The organism is Streptomyces sp. NPDC001532 (assembly GCF_040298625.1).
Classification (GTDB): Bacteria; Actinomycetota; Actinomycetes; order Streptomycetales; family Streptomycetaceae; genus Streptomyces.
In genome coordinates this window covers 156,103-180,399 of record NZ_JBEPAL010000010.1, presented here as the reverse complement: position 1 = coordinate 180,399, position 24,297 = coordinate 156,103, and the positions used below count along the sequence as shown (strand labels likewise).

The 24,297-nt window shown below is 70.6% G+C and carries 17 protein-coding genes; 2 read left to right on the top strand and 15 right to left on the bottom strand.

The genetic code is table 11. The annotated features are described in order from the left end of the window. The first annotated feature begins 35 nt into the window (after positions 1-35). Positions 36-1,958 carry an FAD/NAD(P)-binding protein gene (locus tag ABT232_RS12860; protein WP_351839519.1) on the top strand — a complete coding sequence of 641 codons (1,923 nt, stop codon included), beginning with the start codon at positions 36-38 and terminating at the stop codon, positions 1,956-1,958. Between the two features lie 103 nt (positions 1,959-2,061). Here ABT232_RS12860 and ABT232_RS12855 read toward each other — a convergent pair whose 3' ends face one another. From ABT232_RS12855 to ABT232_RS12785, 15 genes are all read right to left on the bottom strand, one after another. Beyond that, complete coding sequence (locus tag ABT232_RS12855; RefSeq protein ID WP_351839517.1) at positions 2,062-3,357, bottom strand: glutamate synthase-related protein; 1,296 nt, start codon at positions 3,355-3,357, stop codon at positions 2,062-2,064. Beyond that, positions 3,354-4,334, bottom strand: coding sequence for an asparagine synthetase A (locus ABT232_RS12850; RefSeq protein ID WP_351839515.1), 981 nt, complete (start codon positions 4,332-4,334; stop codon positions 3,354-3,356). The genes ABT232_RS12855 and ABT232_RS12850 overlap by 4 nt, the downstream gene beginning before the upstream one ends. Then, complete coding sequence (locus tag ABT232_RS12845; RefSeq protein ID WP_351839513.1) at positions 4,331-5,641, bottom strand: methylaspartate mutase; 1,311 nt, start codon at positions 5,639-5,641, stop codon at positions 4,331-4,333. Before ABT232_RS12845 ends, ABT232_RS12850 begins: the two co-directional genes overlap by 4 nt. Continuing rightward, the gene (locus tag ABT232_RS12840; RefSeq protein ID WP_351839511.1) at positions 5,638-6,060 is read right to left on the bottom strand and encodes a cobalamin B12-binding domain-containing protein; all 423 of its coding nucleotides are present in this window, start codon (positions 6,058-6,060) and stop codon (positions 5,638-5,640) included. The genes ABT232_RS12845 and ABT232_RS12840 overlap by 4 nt, the downstream gene beginning before the upstream one ends. Positions 6,061-6,126: 66 nt before the next feature. Further along, positions 6,127-7,452 carry an MFS transporter gene (locus ABT232_RS12835; protein ID WP_351839509.1) on the bottom strand — a complete coding sequence of 442 codons (1,326 nt, stop codon included), beginning with the start codon at positions 7,450-7,452 and terminating at the stop codon, positions 6,127-6,129. Between the two features lie 72 nt (positions 7,453-7,524). Then, complete coding sequence (locus ABT232_RS12830) at positions 7,525-8,409, bottom strand: LLM class flavin-dependent oxidoreductase (RefSeq protein WP_351839507.1); 885 nt, start codon at positions 8,407-8,409, stop codon at positions 7,525-7,527. A gap of 14 nt (positions 8,410-8,423) precedes the next feature. Then, the gene (locus ABT232_RS12825; RefSeq protein ID WP_351839505.1) at positions 8,424-9,404 is read right to left on the bottom strand and encodes a 3-methyl-L-tyrosine peroxygenase-related protein; all 981 of its coding nucleotides are present in this window, start codon (positions 9,402-9,404) and stop codon (positions 8,424-8,426) included. Next, positions 9,401-9,850 (bottom strand): VOC family protein, encoded by a 450-nt coding sequence (locus tag ABT232_RS12820; protein ID WP_351839503.1) that lies wholly within the window; start codon positions 9,848-9,850, stop codon positions 9,401-9,403. The genes ABT232_RS12825 and ABT232_RS12820 overlap by 4 nt, the downstream gene beginning before the upstream one ends. Positions 9,851-9,981: 131 nt before the next feature. Then, positions 9,982-10,836, bottom strand: coding sequence for an aspartyl/asparaginyl beta-hydroxylase domain-containing protein (locus tag ABT232_RS12815; RefSeq protein WP_351839501.1), 855 nt, complete (start codon positions 10,834-10,836; stop codon positions 9,982-9,984). 308 nt (positions 10,837-11,144) lie between these two features. Then, positions 11,145-16,307 carry a non-ribosomal peptide synthetase gene (locus ABT232_RS12810; protein WP_351839499.1) on the bottom strand — a complete coding sequence of 1,721 codons (5,163 nt, stop codon included), beginning with the start codon at positions 16,305-16,307 and terminating at the stop codon, positions 11,145-11,147. Positions 16,308-16,423: 116 nt separating this feature from the next. Further along, positions 16,424-17,737 (bottom strand): aminotransferase-like domain-containing protein, encoded by a 1,314-nt coding sequence (locus tag ABT232_RS12805; protein WP_351839497.1) that lies wholly within the window; start codon positions 17,735-17,737, stop codon positions 16,424-16,426. 13 nt (positions 17,738-17,750) lie between these two features. After that, complete coding sequence (gene dpgC, locus ABT232_RS12800) at positions 17,751-19,109, bottom strand: (3,5-dihydroxyphenyl)acetyl-CoA 1,2-dioxygenase DpgC (protein ID WP_351839495.1); 1,359 nt, start codon at positions 19,107-19,109, stop codon at positions 17,751-17,753. Further along, positions 19,106-19,840: an enoyl-CoA-hydratase DpgB gene (dpgB, locus tag ABT232_RS12795; protein ID WP_351839493.1), complete on the bottom strand. Its 735-nt coding sequence runs from the start codon at positions 19,838-19,840 to the stop codon at positions 19,106-19,108. Before dpgB ends, dpgC begins: the two co-directional genes overlap by 4 nt. Before the next feature lie 20 nt (positions 19,841-19,860). Beyond that, positions 19,861-20,970 (bottom strand): 3,5-dihydroxyphenylacetyl-CoA synthase DpgA, encoded by a 1,110-nt coding sequence (gene dpgA / locus ABT232_RS12790; protein ID WP_351839491.1) that lies wholly within the window; start codon positions 20,968-20,970, stop codon positions 19,861-19,863. A 52-nt stretch (positions 20,971-21,022) separates the two neighbouring features. Further along, positions 21,023-22,339: a helix-turn-helix domain-containing protein gene (locus ABT232_RS12785; RefSeq protein ID WP_351839489.1), complete on the bottom strand. Its 1,317-nt coding sequence runs from the start codon at positions 22,337-22,339 to the stop codon at positions 21,023-21,025. 671 nt (positions 22,340-23,010) lie between these two features. On the opposite strand from ABT232_RS12785, the gene ABT232_RS12780 reads away from it, so the two are divergent. Beyond that, the gene (locus ABT232_RS12780) at positions 23,011-24,294 is read left to right on the top strand and encodes an amidohydrolase family protein (protein WP_351839487.1); all 1,284 of its coding nucleotides are present in this window, start codon (positions 23,011-23,013) and stop codon (positions 24,292-24,294) included. Positions 24,295-24,297: the final 3 nt, after the last annotated feature.

Genomic DNA, 24,297 nt, shown 5'->3' with positions numbered 1-24,297 from the left:
ATGCTGCACTCCTCGCGACCCCTCGGACCGGCTCCGTGTCACCGGCGCACCACCGCCGGCGGGACGGGCCGCGGCACTCCATCCCGCTCGCCCCACGGCGAGAGGGCATCCTTGTGACACGGCCCTGGCGCGTCACCGTCGTCGGCAGCGGCCCTCGCGGACTCATGGTGACCGAGAGGCTCGCCGCCCGGCTCGCCGGACAGCCCGCCGGGCGGCCGGTGGAGCTGTGCCTGATCGACGAGGTGGAGGTGGGCTGCGGCCGCATCTACCGCACCGACCAACCGGCGTGGCTCCTGATGAACACCCCGGTCGGCATGATCACCGCCTTCTCGGGGCCACCCGACGACGGGCCCGCACGGGCCGGCGCCGGTCCGGCGTTCGCCCAGTGGTGGTCCGCCGGACCGCCCGGCTACCCCGGCCCGGAAGGGTATGCGCCCCGCGCGGTCTACGGCCGCTACCTGCGCTTCGCCCTGGACGCCGTGGCGCGGGGCCTGCCGCCGCATGTCCGGCTGCACCGCGTCCACTCGTCCGTCCGGGACCTGCGGCCGGCCGGGGGCGGATACCGGCTCCTGCTGGCGGACGGGGCACAGTGGGAGTCGGATCGGGTGGTCCTGGCCACCGGCCATCCGCGGCCTGCGGCACAGGGCGCGCGGACGGACCTCGCTCGGGCCGCAGCCCGACGTCCAGGACTGCGCCACATCCCGGGCGACTCCCCCGCCGACATGCCGCTCGACTCGCTCCCGGCGGGCGCCGCCGTCGGCGTGCTGGGGCTCGGTCTGTCCTTCTTCGACATCATGGCCGCCTGCACCCTCGGTCGCGGTGGACGTTTCGCCCAGGGCGCCGACGGCGACCTGCGGTACCAGCCGAGCGGTGCCGAGCCCGTTCTGGTGGCCGGTTCCCGCGGCGGTCTCCCGCTGATGGCCAAGGGCGACAACCGCAGGCCGCCCGGCTTCAGCCACCGGCCGGTCCTCTTCACCCCGCAGCGCGTGCGGGATCACGCCCGCGGGCCGCTGCTGGACTTCGCGACCGACGTCCTGCCCTGGCTGACGGCCGAGGTGGAACTCGTCTACCACGGCACCGCGCTGCGGCAGGTCCGAGGTGAGCGGGCGGCGTCCGCCTTCACCGACGAGGTGATCCGGTCCGCGGCCGGCGGCGTCCCGGACGTCCGCTCGGCCGCGGCGCGGCACAGCGGGCCCGAGCTGCCCCCGGTCGACCTGGAGGCGCTGGCCCGGCCCTTCGCCGGCCTCGAATTCGACGGTCCGAAGGCGTTCGACGACCACCTGGTCGAGGTGCTCCGCACCGGCGTCCGGGAGGCCGAGCGGGGCAACGTGGACTCGCCGCTGATGGCGGCGCTCGACGTGGTCCGGGACACCCGCTGGGTGCTTCGCTCGTGCGTCGACTTCGGCGCTCTGCGCCCTGCCGCGCACCGGGACGACTTCCTGGGCCGCTTCATCCCGTCCTCCAACGTGCTGCTGGCCGGACCGCCTCCGGTCCGCATACGGCAACTGCTGGCCCTGATGGCGTGCGGACTGGTGCGGGTGGTGGGGCCGGAGGCGAGCGCCGCGGCCGATCCCGGCAGCGGCCGGTTCGCCATGTTCTCTCCGCGCGTCGCGGGATCGCGTGTCCTGGTGGACACCGTCGTCGACGCGAGGGTTCCCGGCACGGACCTCGGGCGCGATCCGGCCGAGCTGACCCGGAATCTGCGGGAACGCGGTGTGTGGACCGAGTTCGTCCATCGCGCCGACGGCGACACGTTCGCCACCGGCGGAGTAGCGGTCACCCGTGCGCCGTTCCACCCCCTGAATCGTGACGGGGCTCCGGACGCCGGACTGTACGTCCTCGGCATTCCCACGGAGAACACCCGCTGGTTCACCCAGGTCGGGTTCGCCCGGCCCGGCCCCTGGGGCGACTTCGTCCGGGACGCCGACGCCATCGCGGCACACGCCCTCGACGGCTGAGCGGTCCCTCCGGTCACTGTCCCGGTGTGCCGCCCCGGTCCCGCCACGGCCGCCATGGCCGACGGGGCCGGGGCGGCGGGACGCGCCGACCGGCGGTTGCGGGTCAGTGCGTCCTCAGCGGGCCGTCCTCAGCGGGCCGTCGCCCCTGGCCCGCACCGCGCCCTTCGACCGGCGTCCGGGCGTCGCCGGGCATCCACACATCCTCCACGCCGAGCTGGTCCGGGTGGTATTTGCCGAGCGCGCTGATCAGCAACCGCAGTTCGAGGGCCAGACACTCGACCAGGTTCACCAGGCCCGCCTCGGGATCCTCGTCCGCGGCCAGCAGCGCCGCTCGGCCGAGACCGACCGCACGGGCGCCCAGCGCCAGGCTCTTGACCACGCGCGTGCCCTCCCACATCCCGCTGCTGACCAGCAGGCTGTGCGGGTGTGCCACGATCCGGCGCAGGCATTCGGCCAGGGGCAGGCCGACGTGGTCGAGGAAGGCGGTGGGCGCCCAGCCGGTGCCGCCGGCCTGGCCGTCCACGGTGACCGCGTGCGCGCCGGCCTGCCAGGCCGTCTCGGCGGCCGGTGCCACGTCCCGGGCCGGCGGCAGCTTCACCCAGGTGCGGGCGCGCGGATAGTTGTTCCGCATCATCCGCACCTGCTGCCGCAGGATCTCTTCGGTGAAGGTGCCCGGCGTACCGCAGCGGAGCACCTGGTCACCGTCCGGGAGAGGGATCAGTGTGTACTGTCCGGCGAGCCGCGCGGCGCGCGCCCGCCCGAGCACGGTCATGCCGCCGAGTCCCGGCTTGGCGCCCTGACCCGCTTTGAGCTCGAAGGCGAGGCGACCGGTCTCGACCAGCGGCTGGACCGCGGGGTCGCTGTAGACGAGGTTCCACACCTCGGAGTCGGCGTCCTCGGTGCTCTGCTGCACGACGATCCCTCCCTCGTCGCGGCGTGCCGCCTCGACGTAGGCGTGGACGCGGCGCAGCAGGCTGTCACCGTCGTGCCCGGTGCGGCCGTAGCCGTTGACCGGCACGATGTTCTCGCCGATCACCATGGGGATGCCCAGTCGTCCGGCCTGGCGGCTCACCGCGACACCGAGATCGGTGGCCGCCGCCCTCGTCGAGCCGAACGCCGAGACGTACACCGGCAGCGTCGACCGCAGCCCGCCGACGTCCGCCTCGAGACGGACGTCCTCGTGGACCGGCTCACGTCCCAGCTCCAGCAGCTTCTCCCACCGGAACGGTGTGAAGACGGGCGGTACGAGACGCATCCGGTCCAGCTCGTCACCGGCGAGGGAGCCGCCGCCGAACAGCGTGCTTCCGTACTCCTCGACCGCCGGGAACGCGGCGCGCGGCCCGCGGCGTGCTCGGTCCCGGACCTGCGCCTCGGGAAAGCCGGGGGCTCGTAGGGTCATGGCGCCACCACTCCGGGAAGCTTCGGGTAGGCGGTGGCCTGCCAGATCGCGTCCAGGCCGGCGATGTAGCGGGTCAGCCGCTGGGCGCCGATGCCGAATCCGGCGCTGGCGGGGATGCCGTCCCGGGCCATCTCGACGTACCAGGCGTACTTGGCCGGGTTCTCACCGGTCTCCCGCATCCGGGAGATGAGGTTGGCGTACCGGAACTCCCGCTCGCTGCCGCTGGCCAGCTCGCCGAAGCCTTCCGGGGCCAGCAAGTCGAAGTTGCGCAGCCGGCCCGGGTCGGCCGGGTCCTCACGGTCGTAGAATCCGCGCGAGCCCTTGGGGTAGTCGGTCACGAAGAACGGGCGGCTCGCCTTCCGCGACAGCTGCTCCTCCGCCTCCCAGTTGATCTCCGCATCCGGGCTCTGCGGCACGCCGAGCCGGTGCAGGTCGGCGACGGCGTCCGTGTGCGTGACCCGGTCGAAGGGGCCGGACGACAAGTCGACGAAGGCGTCCGCGGTCCGTCCGAGCGCCGCCATCTCCGCGCCGGCTCGTCCGAGCGCCCCGCGTACCGCGTGCCGGACGATGTCCTCGGCGACCGCCATGGCGTCCTCCCGGGAGGCACCGGCGATCTCCACGTCGATCTGGTGAAACTCCGTCAGATGTCGATGGGTCGCGGATGTCTCCGGCGGCTCCAGACGGACGTTGGGCGCGATGTAGAAAATCTTGTCGAAGGTCAGCAGCGCGGCCTGCTTGTACAGGATGGCACTGGTCATCAGCTTGTACTTGTGGCCGTAGTAGTCGATGTCGACCTGCTTGGCGCCCCGGCTGCCGGGGTCGGTCACGGGGCCGATGACCGGCGGCAGCAGCTCGGTGAAACCGCTCTCGCCCAGGTATGCGCGCACGGCCCTGAGAATCTCGTGCTGGATCACCAGTGCCGCCCTGGTGGCCGGCCGTTCCAGGTGTCCGCGCGGGCTGTCCGGCAGCTCGGTCATGAGAAATCCGTTCCTTTCGGTTCGCGGGCCGGGCATCCGCTCGCGTGGGCGAGCGCGTCGAACTTCCGCTGTACGTGGGTGAGTGAGGTGAGCAGGCCGTCGGAGGTGAGCGCGTGGCGTCGGCCGGCGACCGCGGACGAGGGGATGGGCATCGTGCCCACGCTCGTCCAGCGCAGCCGGCCGCCGGCGTCGATGTAGCTGCCGCTGTCGCCCCTGTTGTCGGGATGCAGGCAGTACGGCACGTCGAGCAGGCCGCGGGCGAAGGCGTCGATCAGGGCCTGACCGATGTCCTCGTGCAGTTCGAGGACGCACTCGACCAACCGCCGGGCCTCGGCCAGCACCTCGTTGTCCCCGTCGTCGCTCCCGGTGCCGGGCACATGGGCCGACGTGCGCGCCATGAGCGAGGCGATCTCCAGTGCCTCGACGTTCTCCGCCACCGTCGGCAGCCGGTGCGCCTCGTAGGCGGTCTTGACGATGAGGCGTGCCGCGCCGGTCCGCACCGCCAGTGCCGCCGCCTCCTCCAGCAGCAGCAGCGCTCCCCGCCGGGTGCGCGGGTAGACGCCCATGTAGGCGTACAGGACGACGTGCCAGTCCACATCAAGGAGCAGTTCGGCGGCCAGGGTCCGCAGCGCGCGGATGGCCTGCCCGTCCTGTTCGGCGTCGGTCTGCTGGGCGTAGCTCAACGACAGGCTGCGCAGGCCCAGCTGACGGAAGAAGAGCGCTTCGAGGACGCTGAGCGCGACCAGCAGGCTCGGCGGGCACAGCTGGCCCATCACACAGCCGCCGAAGGTCTCCAGGTGCGGCTCCGCCCCACGCCGGCGGACCTCGGTGAGGAGTGCGCAGCTCTCCCGCCAGTTCCTGACGGACTCGCGCAGCGGTGTCCTGCCGTACGGCAGGCAGTAGGAGACCGGGCCGCCCTCGGTGGCATCCAGGCCGGCGCGGGTGAGCGCGCTGATGATGGCCTGCGGGCGGGCCGAACCGTGCCGCACCTGGACCGGGAAGTCGGGCCCGAGCACGCCGTCCAGGACGGCGCGGTTCACGGCCGCGGGGTGCGTGGCGATCGGATAGCCGTTGAGCGGCCGGCCGTCGTCCAGGGCTTGCCGGGCCGCCTGGTGCAGACCGACCCGGGTGAAGCTGTCGATGGTCAGCGTTCCGACGGTGGTCGCCGCCGCTGCGCGGACGGCGAGGAGTCCCGACCGCATGATCGCCGGATCGGCGAAGCCCATTCGGGGCTGGACCACCAGGTGCCCGTCCCGCTCGGCCTGTGCGACGTAGGCGCCGAACGCGTTCTTCGGTGCTGGGGTCAACGCGTTGCCTTCATGGACATCGACGCCACGAAGTCGCGGAAGGGGCCGAGCCCGTCGGAGTCGGTGACGACGAGGTCGAAGCCTGCCGCACGCAGCCGCTCCGACTCGGCCGCCTGGTCCTCCACGCCGGTGCCGAGCTTGCCGCCGATGACCAACGGTGTGCGGGCCAGTTCGGCACTGCCTCGGATCAGCCGGCCGATCACCGGGCCTTCGCCGAAGCCGAGTCCGTTGACGCTGCTGACGACGACCAGGTCCGGTGAGAGTTCCCGGCAGCGCCGCAGCAGCAGTTCGTGGGGTACGCACGGGCCGAGGTTGGTCACCCTGTGCCCCCACTCCCGTAGCAGCAGTTCCAGGTACGTCAGGTTCCAGGTGTGGGAGTCGGATGCCGTTGCTGTGAGTACCACGTTGAGTCGTTGCATCGATTCCCTCCCGAGAGCTCGGTGACTCGCGGCACACCGAGTGCTTGCCCGGCCAACGCGACGACTCTATGAGACGGGGTCGGTCCGAACCGGCAGTGCCGACGGCAACTGATCGGCGGGAGCGGTGGGCAGATCGCGGTGCCGGCGGATGGGGCTGAACACCAGGATGAGACTGGTCAGCGCGAACGCGCTCGCCGTCACCCAGACCGTGGCGCGCAGTCCGAACGCCGTGCTCATCACACCCCCGAGCACCGCGCCGACCGGAATGGCGCCGTAGTTGAGGAACTGCATGCTGACGACGACTCGGCCAAGCATCGGCCGGGGGCAGTACGACTGGCGGAAACTGCCCTTGATGACGTTGCCGACCATCACGCCCAGCGAGATCATCAGCCCTCCCACCACCACGAGGAGGAGCCCGAACCCCGGACCGCCCATCGGGATCAGCAGCGCGAACGGCATCGCCGTCTGGCCGATGAGCAGGCCGTGGGCGCTGCCGAACCGGCGGATGACCCACGGGGCGACGGCCGCCCCCAGCACACCGCCCACGCTGATCCCGGCCATCGCGACACCTGCCGCGCCGGCACCGACTCCCAGCTCACGCACGAGGAACACCACCAGTACGGCGGTGAACCCGTTGAGCGCCAGATTGGCCGCCGCTCCGTACAGGGTGAAGACGCGCAGGTAACGGTCGCGGATGACGAAGCGCAGTCCTTCGGCGATCTCCTGGCGCAGCCCGCTGTTGCTCCGCGCGGAGGCGCTTCGCCGTTCCTCATCCTGTCTGATGGAGAGCAGGCAGATGGAGGACACGAGGAAGGACAGCGCGTCGGCGAACATCCCCCACACCGCTCCGACCGTCTGTGTGATCAATCCTCCGAGACCGGGACCGGCGATGTCCGCGGCGGCGGCGCTGCCCTGGAGCTTGGCGTTGCCCTCGGCCAGATCCTTCTGGCCGACCAGCGAGGGGAGGTAGACCTGGTAGGCGGTCTCGAAGAACACGGCCGCGGTTCCGGCGGCCAGGGCGACGAACATCATCTGCCCGATGGTCAGCACGTCCAGCCAGGCCGCGACCGGCACGCTCAGGAAGCTGATCAGCGACACTCCGTTGCACACCAGCATCACCCGGCGGCTGGGCAGGCGGTCGACCCAGGCCCCGGCCGGCAGGCCGACCAGCAGCCAGGGCAGCCAGGTCATCGCGGCCAGCACACTGACCAGGAAAGTGCCGGCGTCCAGGGTGACCAGCGCCACCAGCGGGATGGCGATGCGGGAGACGCTGCTGCCGAGCTTGCTCGTCGTCTCACCGATCCAGAGCAGCCGGAAATCCCGATGCCGCAGGAGTCCGCCGCGGGCTCCTCGCCGCTTCGTTCCACCGGCGTCGACGCTCTCGTCGGTCATGCTTCCTCCAGTCGCCCGTTCGCCGCTAGGTCGTTGACGGATGAGCGCACCACGCGCTCAGGCGGTCCGTCCTCAGACGTTGGCCGGCAGGCGGGCCGCGATCTCCTCCACGACCTCTTGCCGCCCTTCGTAGGGGAATTCCTCCCTGGGCCAGTGGACCACCATGTCGGTGAAGCCGATGCCCGCATAGAGCTCCGCGGCGTCGAAGAAGGCGTCGGCCGACTCCATGGTGCCGTCCACCATTCCCCCGGTGAGCAGCACCCGGTCGATGGTCGCCGGATCACGGCCCGCCGCCTCGCAGGCACGGTCCAGTGCCTCCGACTGCTTGCGGAACAGCGGGAGCAGGTCCTCATAGGGCTGCCGGTCGAAGTTGCCGGCCTTTCCGGCGGTCACCCACAGGTCTCCGTACTCCGCGGCCAGCCGCATACCGCGTGGTCCGGTCGCCGCGACGGCGATGGGCAGCCGGGGGCGCTGCACGCAGCCCGGGCGCATGTGCACCTCGTGGGCGCTGAACCAGGTGCCCTGGTGGGACGTCGTGGGCGAGCGCAGCAGGCTGTCGGTCAGTGCCACGAACTCGGCGAACCGATCAGCGCGTTCGCCGGGACTCGGCGACTTACCTCCCATCGCCTCGTCGTCGTAGACGCCGGCGCCCGCGCCCAGCCCGGCCACGATCCGTCCGTCCGACAGGTCGTCCAGGGCCATGAGTTCCTTGGCGAACGTGACCGGGTGACGGAAGGTCGGACCGGCCACCATCGTGCCCAACCGGATGCGCGAGGTGGCGGAGGCGGCCGCGGCGAGCGTGGGGACGGCTCCGAACCAGTCCTTCTCGCGCAGCCATCGCCACATCAGGTGGTCGTAGGTCCACGCGTGGTCGAAGCCGAGTTCCTCGGCTCGCTCCCAGCGCCGCCGGGCCGCGGCCCAGCGCCGGTCGGGGAGGATCAGCACGCCGTATCGCATCGGGTCACTCCCTGTCAGACGAACTGCGGTCGCAGGTCGAGATCGCTGGGGTCCATCCCGGCGGCCAGTTCGGCCACCCGCAGTATGATTCCGATCAGGTCGCCCTCGATGTCGAGGACCTCCTCGCCGCGCAGTTCCGCGGGCCGCTCCGCCTCGTCCCCAGGTGCTGTCAGACCGTGCTCGGCCAGGTCGAGCGTCACCGCCTCCAGGCGGCGCAGCAGCTGCGGAACGGCTCTGTCCGCGCACTCGGGTGACCGCGCGGTCAGGAAGTAGGTGTCGAAGAGGGTGCCGAGCAGCTCGGGGGACAACGTGCCGTAGGACGGCGCTTCCTGGAGCAGCGAGCCGCCGGCCGGCACCAGCTTGGCGGCGACCCCCGCGTGGATGTGCCGGTACAGCTCGACGGTACGGCGCAGGGTGACCGCTTCGTCCGTGCTGCCGGACCATTCCGGCCGCCGGCCGCGGAAGACCTGGCGGACGGCCGCGAAGTCGGGTGCCCAGGTGCCGCTGAAGCCGGGGTGCGCGAGGAACATCGAGGGCCGGATCAGCGACTCGTAGATGTCGCGCGGGCAGGAGGCGGTGTAGAGCAGCATCGAGCAGTAGCCCCGCACGTACGCGGTCATCGCGGCGACGGCCCGGGCCTGCCGGCCGCCGTCGGTGAGAGCCGCGGTCCGCATCTCCTGGAGAATCAGACGCCACAGCACGAAAGAGATCTGGTGGCCGGTGATCCAGCGGAACCAGTAGACCCTGGGATGTGCCGCCTGCCGGGCGGCGGGGGCGTCCAGCGGCTGGGGAGCCTGTCCGTGCGCCAGCAGGGTGGGGCAGAACGCTGTCGCTCCGGGGCCCGGCTCGGTGTCCAGGCGGAGCCGTTCGATCTCCTCGCCGGGTGCGGCTGCCGGGGGCAGGATCAGTGGTTCGATGCCGTAGGGCCCGTCGGAGTAGGTCCAGCCCTCGGGAGCGGACAGCTTGGCGGCCATCGCTTCAAAGGTGGTGTTCATGAACCGTCCGGCACATAGGTGAACTCGAATTCGAGTCCGTTGACGTCGTAGGTGTAGAAGCTCTGCACACCGTCCGCGTCGATCACGATCTCGCTCGGCTGATCCGGGCGGGCGAAGCGGTAGCGGCCGGAGTCGTACAGCTCCACCCAGTGGCTGCGCCGCCGCTGGAGCTCCTCGGGCGAGTCCACCGCCAGGCAGGTGTGCTGGAACTGAACGGTGTTGCCGCCGGGCAGCCGGTCGTCCTGGCCGGCCTGCTCGAACAGGTGGAACCGAGTGTCCCCGACGAGGATTTCGGTGAGCCGGGTGATGCCGGGCAGCCGGCTGAGCGTCAGTTCGGAGAACTTCTCCAGGGTCCAGGTCTCGCGGGCCCCGAGATAGTCGGCGTACCAGGCCAGGCAGTTGTCCAGATCAGCGGTCTGGATGCCGATGTGATGGTGGACCGTCATTGATGCATCCCGTCGTCTCGCCCGATTCATGGAGCGGTGTGCCGGACCGGCGGCCGAAACCCTGCTGATGAGGTTCCGGCCGCCCGCCGGCCCGCTTCGCCGGTAGGAATTTCCCCGCTACCGGGCACGCCCTACTTCTCGATGCGCTCCAGGTTCGTGTGGCGGTAGAGGTCCGCCACCTTCTTGACGATCCGCTCGTCATTGCTCAGCCGGGCGATCTCCTTCATGGTGCTCCAGACGAAGTTCGCGCCGCCGTCCTTCCGGTAGTGCTTCTTGATGACGAGGCCGAGGACATCCATGATGTTCTCCTCGTCGATGATCCCGGAGAGTGCGTGAAGGCCTTCGCGCTCGCCTTCGGTCAGCTCTGGACGAACGCAGAGATTCGACTGCGGAATCCCACCGGACAGCTCGTGGTCGAACTTGAAGAGGTCCTTGACGTCGGCGACATCGGCGACATCGATGAGCAGGTGGACGCGGCGGGTCTCACCGATGACGCCAGCGCTGTGCGGCTTGGTGACGTCGATGAACCAGACCTCTCCCTCCTTCATCCGGTAGACCGAGTCCGATTCGTTGAACATCGCGTCCTCGCCGGTGGAGAGCACGATGTGCACCCGGTGCGCGATCCGCTCCTTGGAGACCTCGTCGGACAGTTCCACGTAGTCGCAGTGCGGGACCAGCACACTCTTGCTCAGCGCGATCAGGCGGACGAACGTGATGTGCTCGGTCGCGAAGTGCGTGCGGATCAGTTCCTGCACATAGGGCAGGCGCTCGCCGTCGGCCGTGAATTCGGCCGGCGTGGACGGGTCGAACTGCGAGAGCAGACTGCCTTCGCCACCGCCCGGCGCCATCAGCATCGCGCTCTTCCAGGGGCGGCCGCAGACGAACTCGTCGTACGGCTCGGCGAAGTTGATGCCGAAAGTCGCCTCCAGGTCTTCCGACAGTCGCGTCCGGTCGAGGTCGAGCTTCCCGATCAACTGCGTGCGCATGACTCACTCCTTGACTCGTTCATGGACCCAGAGAGATGCGATCGCCGGGCGCGGCCGTGCGGCGCCGACGGAGAATCGCCCAGGAGAAATGCGAGGAATCGCGCTGCCCGGATGTCGGCAACTCACCTCTGTGACGAAAACCTTAAGAGGCCTGCCTCGCATCGACGGGCAGCATCGGAGGCAAGCCGGAGGCAGCTGCCGCGCCCTCCGCCCCGGTGTGCAGCCGGCCCGGTGTGCGGTGCCGACGCGACGAGCCCGGACCGTCGGCGATCGACGGGCCGGGCCCTGAGGCGTCGGAGGCGAGACGGTCAGCCGGTGACCGGGGTGGCGCCCGCATCCGCGCGCAGCACGCGCCGGAGCCCGAGTGCGGGTCCGGCCTGGGGAGCGCGCTCCATGCGTTCGGCGAGACCGGCCGGGGTCGGGGACGCGAACACGTCGGCGACGGAGAGCTTCACGCCCAGCCGGCTGCGGATGCGCGCCACCAGCCGGGCCGCGTGCAGCGAGTGCCCGCCCAGCTGGAAGAAGTCGTCGTCGGGCCCGGCCCCGGGGACTTCGAGCAGCTCGGCGAACAGGTCGCACAGCACCTTCTCCCGCTCGGTGGCCGGCGCTCTGCCGCCCGCGCGCGCGATGAACACCGGTGCGGGCAGGGCTTTACGGTCGAGCTTGCCGTTCGCGGTCATCGGCAGTGTCTCCAACGGCACGAACGCGGACGGGACGAGATGGTCCGGCAGTGCGTGCGCGGCGGCCGACCGCAGTCGCTGCTCGTCGAAGACCCCGTCCGCAACGGTCACCACATAGGCGACCAGCCGCCAGTCCCCCGGCCGCGCCTCGCGGGCCAGCACGGCGACCTGGGCGACCGACTCGTCGCGAGCCAGCACGGCCTCGACCTCGGCCGGCTCGACCCGGAAGCCGCGGATCTTGACCTGCTGGTCGATACGGCCGATGTAGTCGAGCAGTCCGTCCGGGCGCCGCCGGACCAGGTCTCCGGTCCGGTACATCCGGCTGCCGGGGGCGCCGTACGGATCGGCGACGAAGCGCTCCGCGCTCAGACCGGGCCGGCCCACGTAACCGTGCGCGATGCCGACGCCGGCCACGTACAGCTCACCGATCACTCCGGTGGGAAGGAGATCCAGGGCAGGACCGAGCACATAGGCCCGCTTGTTGGTGACCGGGACCCCGATCGGCAGGGCGGGTGCGGCCAGATCGGACGGCTCGACGAGGTGGCAGGTGGTGAAGCCCATGCTCTCGGCGGGGCCGTAGCCGTTGACCACCCGCAGGCCGGGATGTGTGCGCAGCGCCTTCGCCACATGCGCGACCGACGCGGGCTCGCCGCCGGTCATCGCGAACCGCACGCCCTGGAAAGCCGCCGGATGCTCATCGATCAGATGGTTGAACAGGCTCGCCGACAGTTGGAGCATCGTCACATCGTGCGCGCCCACGAGGTGCTCGATCTCGGCGGGCTCGGGGTTCTGCCCGGCCTGGAGGACGCAGGTCCCGCCGTGCAGCAGTGCTCCGAAGAGCTCCAGGGCGAAGGCGTCCCAGGAGACCGGGGAGCACTGGAGGTAGACCTCGTCCGGCCCGAAGGCGCAGTAGTCCTGCGCGATGTAGGTGCCCACCAGGGCGAGATGCGAGGTGGCGATGCCCTTCGGCCGCCCGGTCGAACCCGAGGTGAACATCACGCAGGCCACGTCCTGCGGCCGCACCTCGGTGTCGAGGTCGTCCGCCGGGCGGGCGGCGATGTCCACACGCTCCTCGTCCAGGCAGCACAGGGCCGCGGTGGTCCGCAGACCGGCCCGGAGGGCCGCGGAGGTGATCACCAGGGTGATGTCCGTCTCGTCGACGACGGAGTGAATCCGCTCGGCGGGGAATTCCGGGTCCAGCAGCGTGTAGCCGGCACCCGCCTTGAGCACCGCCAGCAGGGCCACGACCATCGCTGTCGTGCGCTCAAGGTGGACGCCGACCAGGGCTCCCGTGGCGACACCGCGCTCCACCAGGTGGTGGGCCAGCCGGTTGGCGCGGGTGTTCAGCTCCCGGTAGGTGAGGCGCTCCGCGCCGAACACGAGTGCGACGGCGTCGGGGCGTGTCCGTGCCTGGGCCTCGACCATGCGGTGCAGCCGGGGGTCGGCCGGCAGCGGGGCGGTCGTGCCACTCCACGCCTCCAGCTGCCGCTTTTCTCCGGCGGCCAGCAGTTCCACGCTGCTCAGCCGGGCTTCCGGCTCCCGCACCATCGTTTCGAGGACGCGCAACAGCCGCGCGGTGAGCAGTGTGACGGTGTCGCGGTCGAACAGGTCGGTGGCGTACTCGAAGTGGCCCTTCATGCCGTCCCCGGTCTCCTCCAGGAACAGCGTGAGGTCGAATTTCGCCGTCGTGGTGGTCAATGCCTCCGGTGTCGCGCGGACGCCCGGCAGGTCGAGGGCCGCGTGCTCGTTGTTCTGCATCACGAGCATGGTCTGGAAGAGCGGCTGCCGGGCGGTCGATCGCACCGGGTTCTGCTGCTCGACCACCCGCTCGAACGGCACGCTCTGATGCTCGAAGGCGGCGAGATCCGTCTCCCGCGCGCGTTCCAGCAGTTCGCGGAAGGTCGGATTGCCCGTGAGGTCCGTGCGCAGGACCAGGGTGTTGACGAAGAACCCCACGAGGTCGTCCAGTTCCTCGTACTCCCGGCCGGCCACCACGGTCCCGATGGGCACGTCGGTGCCGGCTCCGAGTCGTGACAGCAGCGCGGCCAGCCCCGCGTGCATCACCATGAACGGGGTCACACCAAGGCGTCGGCCCAGGGCGACGAGTGCCCGGTACAGGTCTGCTTCGACCTCGACCGGAACCGATGCCCCCGAGAGGCTGGGTGTCTCCGGCCGCGGCCGGTCGGCCGGGAGGGCGATCTGTTCGGGCAGCCCGTCGAGTGTCCGCCTCCAGTGGTCGAGCTGCCTCGCGGCGAGGCTGTCCGGGTCCGTGTCGTCGCCGAGGACGTCGCTGTGCCACAGCGCGTAGTCGGCGTACTGCACCGGCAGGTCGCGCCACTGCGGCCGCGCACCTGTGAGCCGGGCACGGTAGGCGTCCGACAGGTCGCTCATCAGCGGCCGGAGCGACCAGCCGTCGCAGACGGTGTGGTGGACGACCAGGAGCAGCACCTGCTCGTCGGCGCCGAGGCCGATCAGGTGCGCGCGGAGCAGGGGCCCGGTGCCGAGGTCGAAGACGTACGCGCCATGTGCGGCGAGCACGTCGGGGAGGTCGCCTGGCGCGCAGTCGGTGCGGTGCAGCGGGACACGTGCCTCGGCCGGGTCCAGCACCCTCTGGTGGACCTCGCCGTCCGTGTCTGCGAGGACGGTCCGCAGGGCCTCGTGACGTTCCACGACGTCGTTGATCGCGTGCTCCAGGGCGCCGGCATCGACGGCGCCGTGCAACCGGTACGCGTACGGGATGTTGTAGGACGCGCTGGGGCCCAGGATCTGGTCGACCGTCCACAGGCGCCGCTGGGCCGGCGACGGGGGCAGCGGGTCGGGTCGCGGCACGACCGGCCGCGGTGCGGACAGCGCCCGGACCGACTGCTGGATGTAGGCGTCGAGTGCGGCGACCCGCGGTGCCCGGAAGACGGCCGAGAGGTCGGCTTCGATGCCGAACACCTTGCGGATGCGGCCGGCGACGCGGACGGCGAGGAGGGACTGCCCGCCCAGATCGAAGAAGTCGTCATGCAGGCCGACGGTGTCGAGGCCGAGGACGTCGGCGAAGATGCCGCAGAGGATCTCCTGGGCCGGAGTGCGGGGTTCGGCCGCGCCGTCGGCCGGGGTGCCGGTGGTGACGTCCGCGACGGACCCCTCCGCTTCGGGCAGGAGTTCGAGGTGGCCGTCCGGTCGCCGCCGGGCACGGTGACCGGTGGGCAGAGTGCCCGGTACGCCGAGGAGACACGGCCTGCCCGCCGGGTCGAGGACGGTCAGACGGCTGCTGACGGTGGGGCGTACCTCGGGGTGGTCGCGATGGAAGGCGTCGAGCGCGGTCACGCTCGGAAGGCCGCCGGTCAGATGGAGGCCGGTGCCGCCGCGGCCGTGATCCACCAGCTCGTCCAAACGGCCGGCGGGGACCACAAGGCAGCCAGGCGCCACCTCGGGGACAGCGGTGAGCCGCTCCTCCTCGCCCGGCAGACGCAGATCCGCGTCGGAGACAGGGGCGTCGGGAGTGGTGACGAGGGCCTCCAGCACACGGACGAAGCGCCGGGCCAGGAGTTCGGCCGAATCGGCGTTCCACAGGTCGCGGGCGTAGTTGAGGAAACCGTGGATCCCGGCCGCCGCTCCGTCGTGGTCGAAGGTCTCCGACAGGTCCAGATAGAGGTCGAACTTCGCGGAGTGGCCCTCGACCGTCTCCGCGGACTCCATGCGCACGTTCAGTCCGGGGAAGTCCGGCCGCGCGCTGTCGTGACTCTGGAGCGCCAGCATGGTCTGGAACAGCGGATGCCGTCCGGGCCTGCGGCGCGGTGCGACGGCCTGGACGATCGCGTCGAAGGGGGCGTCCTGGTGGTCGAAGGCGTCCAGATCAAAGGCGCGCACCCGGTCGATGAGCAGGCGCCAGGTCGGGTCGCCGGAGAGGTCCGTCCGCAGCGGAACGGTGTTCACGAAGAAGCCGACGAGATCGGAGAGGGCATCGTCGGAGCGGCCGGCGGTTCCGGTACCGATCGGTATGTCGTCGCCGGCGCCGAGGCGGTGCAGCAGGGCGGCCAGGGCGGCGTGGAGGACGATGAAGAGGCTCGCGCCGCTCTCCCGGGCGATGCGGCGCAGACCCGAGTGCAGTTCGGCGGAGATGCCGAGGGGAACGGATCCGCCCCGGTACGCGGGCTGCTCAGGGCGGGGCCGGTCGACGGGCAGGGCGATCTCCGCCGGGATTCCGCGCAGCGCCGTCCGCCAGAAGTCCAGTTGCTCGGCGAGCAGGGACGCCGGGTCGTCGGCCGAGCCGAGGACCTCGCGCTGCCACACGGCGTAATCCGCGAACTGCGCCGGCAGTGGCTCCCAGGCCGGTACCGCGCCGTCGAGCCGGGCCGCGTAGGCGTGGGCCAGGTCCCGCATCAGGGGTCGGACCGACCAGCCGTCCACCACGATGTGGTGGAAGACCATGTGGAGGACGGATTCCTGCGGCGCGGTGCGGAACAGCTCCACACGCACGGGCGCCTCGCGCGTCAGGTCGAACACGCGGCGGCCGCTCGTCTCCAGCAGCTCCGCCGGGTCGGCGTCCGGCACGTCCACGACATGGAGTGCGCCCCGGCCGGGTGGCGGACCGATCCGCTGGACCGGGGTGCCGTCGACCTCCGGGAAGCTCGTCCGCAAGCTCTCGTGGCGCTCGATCACGTCCGCGACCGCCGCGTCCAGGGCCGGAACGTCGAGGGGGCCCGAGACGGCCGCCCGTACGACGATGTTGTACGTCCACCCGGTGCGCTCGTACTGGCTGAGCACCCACAGCCGGTGCTGACCGAACGATACGGGGACCACGAATCGCCTCCAATGCGTAGGGAGCCGGCACCGCGCCAGAGGGTCGGCAGACGCACACTAGGCGTCGGTTCCCGGCGTCGGCGGCAGCCTGAGGGGCAGAAGCGGGGCGGCCCCCGTCAGTCGGTCTCGCCGCTGTCCGGGCGGCGCCCGGTCACGCTCGTCAGGAAGGCGGCGAGGCGCCGCACTCCTTCCTCGATCTGCCCGGGATCGAGATAGCTGCACGAGAGCCGCAGCTGGCGATCGCCGGTGCGGTCGAGATAAAACTGGCGCATCGGTGTCCACAGCACGCCGTGCTCGGCGGCGGAGACCTCCAGCAGCGCGGCGTCGACGGGAACGGGCAGTGTCATCCGGACGAAGAAGCCGCCCCGCGGGCGGTTCCAGCGGACTCCGGTGTGCGATCCGTCGCCGAGACGGCGGTCCAGCGCGTCCAGCAGACAGGTCAGGTTCCGCTGGTAGATCGCGGCCTTTTCGCGGCCCAGCGCGGCGACCGATCCGCCGTGTTCGAGCAGCATGCCGCCGATGACGGCCTGGTTCAGCGGGGAGGTGTTGACGGTGACCATGCTCTTCACCGCGGCCAGCTCGTCCGCGAGTACGGTCGTGCCGCTCGCGGAGCCGACCGGCTGATCGGCGATCACGTAGCCGACCCTCGCTCCCGGGAAGGCCACTTTGGCGAAGGTGCCGATGTGGACCACGCTCCGGGCGGCGTCCAGCGCTTTGAGCGGCGGCAGCTCGGCCCCGGACGCCGCGGTGAAGCCGTAGGCGTTGTCCTCGATGACGAGGAAGCCCTCGCGTCCGGCGAGGTCGAGGAGCCGGCGGCGGCACTCCAGTGACATGCGGGCCGCGCCCGGATTGGAGAAGTCGGGTGCGACGTACAGGGCGCGGACCGGTCGGCCGGCCGCCCGGGCGGCACCGCACGTCCGGGCCAGGCCGTCGAGATCGATGCCGCCCTCCGTCTCGTCGACCGCGACCACCTCGACGTCCAGGAGCCGGGCCGCCCCGATGATGCCGACGAAACAGGGGTGGGCGACCGCGAGCACGCCCTGTGCCGGCGACCGGAAGAGGGCGCGCAGCACGAGCAGCATCGCCTCCTGGGCGCCGACGGTCACCACCAGGGCGTTCGGAGCGACGTCGATCCCGTGGTCCCGGTGCAGGGCGTCGGCGACGATGCCGTTGATGATCCCCCGGCTCGGGCCGTACTCAAGAAGCAGTCGGCGCGCCTGCTTCGGGCTCCGCCCGCCGCGGACGAGGTGATCCGTGAACGCGCTGACGTACTTCTCGATGTCGAGGTCGTCCAGCGTGTCCGGATGCGGTGCACCGGGCGCGAAGGAGATCGCTTCCGGGAAGCGGCCCATGACCTCGTTGAGGAACCCGATCGCACCGAGGACCGGGTCCTGCAACGAATCGTGCAGCGAGGAGGGGTGCAGTCTCATCGGTCCGCGCCGTCTACGTCCGGGCCCGCGAGCGCTGCCAGCGCTTCTCCACCTTGGCCAGGACGTCATCGCTGTACGCCCTGGCCACCTGAGTGACCGCGAACTCGGCCAGGTACTCGCGGAAGGTGTCCAGCGGTTCCTCGGCGAGGTTCAGCATCCGCCGGTTCGCGCTCACCGCCGGTGCGCCCAGTTCGTGGACCGCGCGCTCGACGGCCGTGTCCATGTCCTCGGCGGGCACCACCTCGTCGCACACCAGACGGGCGTCGGGATCGCTCATCGCGATCCGGCGACCGCCGAGGATCACCTGCCGTGCGAAGCGAGCGCCGGTCAGCCGGGTGAGCCGCAGATTCCCGAGTCCGGGCACGATCCCCTCCTCCGCGGCGGGCAGGCTGACATAGGCGTTCTCCTCGGCGATGACCCGGTCCATGACGAGGAGGAGCTGCATACCGCCGCCGATGGCGAAGGTGTCCACGGCGGCGACCCAAGACTTCTGGATGACACGGTCGGCCCACAGACCGGCCGACGGATCGCTCAGCAGGCCGCGGAACATCTTGTTGATGTAGCCCAGTTCGCGGCCCATCAGGAAGTCCACGAAGGAGATGTCGCCGTTGCGGAGGTCCTTGAGGTTGATGCCCGCGCTGAACACTCGTCTGCCCTGGTAGCGGGGGTGGTCGACCGCCCCGCCCCGCAGCACTCCGACGCGTACGTCGTCGTCGAGGAGCGCCAGGTCGACGGCTGTCTCCAGGTCGGCTATCAGCTGATCGTCCTCGGCGTTGAGACAGTGGGCGTTGCGGAAGGTCACATGCGCGGCGTGTCCGCGACGCTCCAGCAGCACCGACTTCAGCTCGGCCCGCCCGGTCGCCCGGAAATCGTCCAGCAGCTCCCGCGCGCGAGCCGTGGGCAGCAGCATCGCGTCCACGAGGTGAGGACCGGCGAGAGGCGAGCGCAGGACGGCGCCACAGAAGATTCCCTGGTCGATCTCCCGGCCGTCCCGCTCCGCCTGGATGAACGCCCGGTCCGACTCCAGCAGCTCCCGGGACGGGACCAGGCCGGGGAAGCGCTCCGCCGCGGCCTCCAGCAGTTCCGGAAGCCGCAGGTGTCGGGAGCGGCCGTCCGTCAGGACGTCGTAGACGGCGTCGGTGTGCCGCCCCAGGAAGCGGCGCCGCGCCGTCCTGGCCGCAGCGTGGGCCGCCTCGACGGAGCGCTGCTGAGCGGCGTCGCGTTCGGGTCTGGGAGGCAGCCCGGCCAGTACCGCCTCACCGAGGGCCGCGTACTCGGCCAGGGCCGCCGCGTCGCTGTGGAGGGCGCCGTCGAAGCGCGGCGGCGGAGCCGGCCACACCGGGCCCGGGTCGGGTGTCTCGCCGAAGGTCATGCCCGCGACCTCCCCGCCGGCTCCGGTGCGGTGGGCGCGCCGCTCTCCCGCAGACGGCGCAGCTCACGGTCGCAGGCGGCGAGGTGGAGCCCCAGCGCGTCGTCGTACTCGGCGGTCGCGGCTTCGAGCAACAGCTGCCTGCGGACGGTGATCTCGCGGCCCGACAGCCGCCCGAGCCGCGCCGTCGCCGCGCGCACGACCCCGTGCACATCGTCGTCGACCTGGTCGAGCAGCCCGAGTTCACAGGCTCGCCGCGCGGACAGGGCGGCATCGCCCAGCACCAGCCGGCGGGCTTGTCCGAGTCCCAGGTGCCGCACCAGGCGGTACAGCGACATGCCGGGCCAGATGTGTCCGTCGTTGACCGGCAGCTCCAGTCGGAGGCCGGTGGCGCCGATCCGGACGTCGGTGGCGAGCAGGAGGTCCAGGGCCGGGCCTCGGCAGGTGCCGCGCGCGGCGACAACGGTGACCGCGGTGAGGCGCTCCAGCCTGCGGACCGCCCGCTCCCAGCGGTTCACCGCCTGGATGTCGATCGGTCCGGGCCAGTCGGGCGACGGCGTGTGCCCGGGATCTCCGACGTCCAGGACCACCGGGGCCGGTTCCGGGTGACTCTCGGCCTGGTCGCACACCGAGTTGACGACGCCGGTCAGCTCCGCCAGGGGTCGGGTGAGGTCGATCGTGGCCACCGGGCCGCTTCCGTACGACGGCTCCGCGAGCCGGGGTGTGGTTTGCACTGCGCCAGGGTTTCCTTTCGTCACCAGCGAACCAGGGCCATTTCGACAGTGGATCCGGGCCCCATGGTCATGAGGACACCGAAGTCCCCGGGGCTGACGCAGCCGTCAGCGATCAAGCGCTCGTAGGAGAACAGGAAGGAACCGCTGGAGAGGTTCCCGTGATCGCGGAGCACACCGGTCGTGTGCCGTACGTCATGACGCGTCAGTCCCAGGTTCAGACGTACCGAGTCGATGACCTTCTTCCCACCGGAGTGCACCACCCAGTGGTTGATGTCGGAAGGCCGCAGACCCGTACCGTCCAGCAGCCGGTCCAGCGACATCCCGGCGTGCGCGCCCACGACGTACGGAACCTCGGGGTCCAGATAGAAGCTGTACTTCCCGTGGCTGTCGTCCCAGTCGTAGCGCATCGCGTCGACGGCCTCGGGAATGATGCAGCTGGAGAACCGCAGCAGTCCCGGTCCGGTCACACCGCCGGGCAGCGGCCGGCTCTCCTGCGCGCTCTGTGAGGCGTGACCGGGTGACAGCACCGCGACAGCCGCCGCACCGTCCCCGAACAGACTGTTGACCACGGACGACCGCATCGTTCCGTCGAAGACGTAGACGGCCGAGCAGACCTCGACACACACCATCAGCGCCAGCTCACCGGGGTGCGCATTCGCCCAGCCGGCCACCGCCGTCAGTGCGTTCAGGCCGGCGTTGCAGCCCATGCCCACGACATCCAGGCGTGAGCAGTGCCGGTCGATGCCCAGATCCTTGATGAGCAGTGCCGAGAAGCCCGGGGTGAGCAGACCGGTCGTCGTGACGCAGCACAGGTAACGCACGTCCGCGACCGTCGCGTTCGCGGCCTTCAGACAGGCTTCCACCGCCTCCCGGCCCATGGACAGTCCGTGGGAGAGGTGCTTGCGCAGCAGATCCCCCTGGCTCTCCGTGCCTCTCGACCCGTCCGGGAGCAGCGGAGGAAGCGTCAGTCCGCGCCGCTCGATGGCGCTGTTCAGGAACACCGACCGTATCCGCGGATCAGTGATGTCGAACTCGTCCAGCAGTTCCTGCTGGGTGTACGTGGTGGTCGGCACCGCAGTTCCCACACCCGTGATCCTGGGTGCCGCAGTCTCAAGCAGTTTCACGCTCAACTCTTCCCGTAGATCGGCGTGTTGCGCACACTGCACTGTTGTCCGCCGCCGTTCAGGCCCCGAGCGAAACCCTGGACTCCATGTCGGAGTACTCCGACCGGTACAGGTCGCGCACCAGGTTGAGCACCACGAAGCGCGTCGGCTCGCCCGGTACGGACTTGACACGGCGGACGAGTCCGCGCGCGTAGAGCGCGTGGATGACGCTCTGCGCGTCGGCTGCGGAGCCGCCCAGCAGACCGGCGGCGTCGGCCAGGGTCCAGGGCTGGGCCGAGGCCAGCCAGCGCAGCGCGTCGAACTCGGGGGTCAGGAGGGATTCGAGGGCGCGACGCAGCCATGCGATGAGCGGGTTGCTCTCTCCCGAGGGCGAGGCCGTCAGCCGGACCGGTGAGGTCTCGGCCATCTCCAGGAGTTCCGCCGGTTCGTAGATGAGCAGCCACGAGGCGGCCGAGTCGAGCGCCGCCGGTATCCCGTCGAGATACCAGCATATTCCGGCGATCGCGGTCAACGCCTCCGGGTGCGCCATCGCTTCCGGATGGAACTGGGCACAGCGCGACGTCATGTAGCGCACCGCGGGACAGTCATGGATGGCCGTGCTGTCCGTGCCCCGGCGGCTCCAGTCCGGAACGCCCAGCGGCGCCATGGAGAGCACCGACTCCCCGATCGAGTTCGCCGCGGTCTCGCAGGTCTCGTACAGCACGCGGAGCCCTTGGCAGCACTGCACGAGCACGGTCAGGTCCTGGCGGTCCCGGTCGTCGAGGTCGCGCCCGTCCACGGTGAGAAGGACCTCGTTGCGGGCGAGGGTGCCGGCGACGTCGTCCAGGGTCGGCTCGCATCGGATCAGTTCGGCGACGCGCCGGATCAGCCCGCTCCGCGCGACCGGGCGGCCGGCGGTCGAGTCGCTCGCCCGCTCCAGGCAGATCACCGGCACGAACTCCGTCCGGTGCAGGTCGCTGACCACTTTCCGGATCAGTGAGCTCTTGCCCGTCCCGGGCATCCCCGCCACCTTGACCAGCCGGTGATCGGGCGATCTGAGCAGCCGGACCAGGGTGGCCGTCTCACGCTCACGAGCGATGAGCGGACTCAGCGGCGCCTGCGGCGCGGGGAGTTCGTCGTACAAAGCATGTCCGGGCACCAGGCCGGCCGCGGCTTCCAGCTCCACTCGTCGCGCTTTGCTCAGCCGCAGGGCGTCGGCCAGCAGTCGGATGGTCTGGGTACGCGGAGTTCCGGTGTACGCAAGTTCAAGGTCACGAATCGCTCGCACACTGATGGTGGAGAGTTCAGCGAGCTGTCTTTGAGTCATCCCCGCCCGCTTACGCGCATTACGCAAAATGAGACTGAATCGTGTGTTCGGCACGTGGTTGGCGCTCATGTGCCAGCTCCCCCATCCATCACGCTTGGCTCAATCGAAATGCGTTGCCTCACTCGACTGGAAATCGACGTGTCGCGTCCCCCTTTCTGTCTTATCACGCGCCATCCGAACTTTGAGGCGCATCGGTGATCAAGGATGCGACGTAATTCCCCGAAGCGCAATGATGGCCGAGCATCAGCAGATCCACCTCTTGTCCAATGGTCCGCTCGACGCTCCGGGTCTTTACCTCTCGCGGCTGGGTTCCAACTGGTTTGGACCACTTGTGCCGTGGCTCAACATCACAGCACACCATCGCGTCGGTTTCAAAGGGGTAACCATCGACCGTCCCACTCCCCAAGACGGCGGCACCCAAACTTCCGACCGCACCCGAAGATGTCAAAATCTCCCCGAACCTACGGCTCCGTAATTTACCGTACGTGCGGTTTGGGACGGCACGTCGCACATTTCCATTTGCGGCCTTCACGGCCCGCTCGGCAGGAGCGCCGGTGGCATGATCGCGCCGCAATACTGCCCCACAAAGTGCCGGTCGCTCTCGGCGGCCCTGCATAGTCTCCGAATCGCGGACGGTGCTGCCCGTCATGGGCGATCCGCAGTCACGGCGGTCGGAGAACATCGGAGTGACCATGGTCGACCAACGGCGTCTGCTCGTCCGGGGAGGTCGCGTCGTCACGATGGACGGCACACTCGGCGATCTGGCGGCGGGCGAGGTGCTCATCGAGGGCAACACCATCGTGGCCGTCCGGGAACGGACGCGGGCGACCACCGACGAGGTGATCGACGCCACCGGCGGGATCGTGCTGCCCGGACTGATCGACACTCACATCCACCTGTGGCAGACCGTGCTGCGGGGCATGGCCTCCGGACTGTGGACGGGCGAGTACTTCGAGCGGGTCCTGCCCCACCGTCCACGGTTCAGACCCGAGGACGTGTACGCCGGCGGTCTGGCGGGCGGGCTGGAGCTGCTGTCCAACGGCGTGACGACGGCGGTGGACTTCTGCGACTGCGTCGGCTCCCCCCGGCATGCCGATGCCGCCGTCGCGGGCATGGCCGAGTCGGGTCTGCGCGGCCTGCACGCCTACAGCGTGCGGGCGAACGCGCCCGGCACCTTCGCGGCTCCGGAGGACCGGCTGGCCGACGCGGCGCGGTTGTGCGCCGAGATCCCCGGACGGGGCAAGGGGCGCATCGGCCTGATGGTCGCGATCAGCGACGTCGGAACCGTCGACATCGAGACCACCGCCCGTGAGGTGGCACACGCCCGCACCCTCGGGCTCGGCATCACCATGCACGCGAACACTCCCGGACAGGTCACCGCGCTGCACCGGGCGGGGCTCCTCGGGGAGGACCTGCTCCTGGTGCACTGCAATGTGGTGACGGACGAGGAACTCGACCTGATGGCGAGCACCGGCACGACGATGTCGGTCACTCCCGGTCTCGAACTGGCCTTCGGCTCACCGTTCACCATGCTCGGCCGGGCCCTGCGCCGCGGTGTGCGGGTGACCTGGGGATGTGACATCCCGAGCTTCACCAACGCGGACCTGCTGGCCCAGATGCGCCTCGCCTATCACGTGCAGGGGTGCCTGGACGGCCTTCTGGAGCGGGCCGAGGGGCGTTCCGGGCGGCGGCGCCCAGGCGTTCCCACCCTCACCCCGTCCGACGTGCTGCGATCCGCCACGATCGACGCCGCCCGGGCCATCGGACTCGGCGAGCGCATCGGCTCACTGACGCCGGGAAAACAGGCCGACCTGGTGATCCTGCGCGAATCGGCGTTCGGCGCGTCGCTGAGCGATGCCGCCGCCGCCGTACTGCTGCAGAGCGGAGCCCAGGACGTCGACACGGTCATGGTGGGCGGACGGGTCGTCAAGCGGAATGGCCGGCTGTGCCACGACGGACGGCCCGCCGAGCTGATCGAGGCGGCCCGGACGCATGTGCTGGCCGCGGACGACGGGAGCCGATGACCG

Bases quoted from the DNA above. Each gene is read 5' to 3' on its own strand.
- ABT232_RS12855 (WP_351839517.1), bottom strand. From the start codon at position 3,357: ATGACCCTACGAGCCCCCGGCTTTCCCGAGGCGCAGGTCCGGGACCGA.
- ABT232_RS12850 (WP_351839515.1), bottom strand. From the start codon at position 4,334: ATGACCGAGCTGCCGGACAGCCCGCGCGGACACCTGGAACGGCCGGCC.
- ABT232_RS12840 (WP_351839511.1), bottom strand. From the start codon at position 6,060: ATGCAACGACTCAACGTGGTACTCACAGCAACGGCATCCGACTCCCAC.
- ABT232_RS12835 (WP_351839509.1), bottom strand. From the start codon at position 7,452: ATGACCGACGAGAGCGTCGACGCCGGTGGAACGAAGCGGCGAGGAGCC.
- ABT232_RS12830 (WP_351839507.1), bottom strand. From the start codon at position 8,409: ATGCGATACGGCGTGCTGATCCTCCCCGACCGGCGCTGGGCCGCGGCC.
- ABT232_RS12825 (WP_351839505.1), bottom strand. From the start codon at position 9,404: ATGAACACCACCTTTGAAGCGATGGCCGCCAAGCTGTCCGCTCCCGAG.
- ABT232_RS12820 (WP_351839503.1), bottom strand. From the start codon at position 9,850: ATGACGGTCCACCATCACATCGGCATCCAGACCGCTGATCTGGACAAC.
- ABT232_RS12815 (WP_351839501.1), bottom strand. From the start codon at position 10,836: ATGCGCACGCAGTTGATCGGGAAGCTCGACCTCGACCGGACGCGACTG.
- ABT232_RS12805 (WP_351839497.1), bottom strand. From the start codon at position 17,737: ATGAGACTGCACCCCTCCTCGCTGCACGATTCGTTGCAGGACCCGGTC.
- dpgC (WP_351839495.1), bottom strand. From the start codon at position 19,109: ATGACCTTCGGCGAGACACCCGACCCGGGCCCGGTGTGGCCGGCTCCG.
- ABT232_RS12785 (WP_351839489.1), bottom strand. From the start codon at position 22,339: ATGAGCGCCAACCACGTGCCGAACACACGATTCAGTCTCATTTTGCGT.
- ABT232_RS12780 (WP_351839487.1), top strand. From the start codon at position 23,011: ATGGACGGCACACTCGGCGATCTGGCGGCGGGCGAGGTGCTCATCGAG.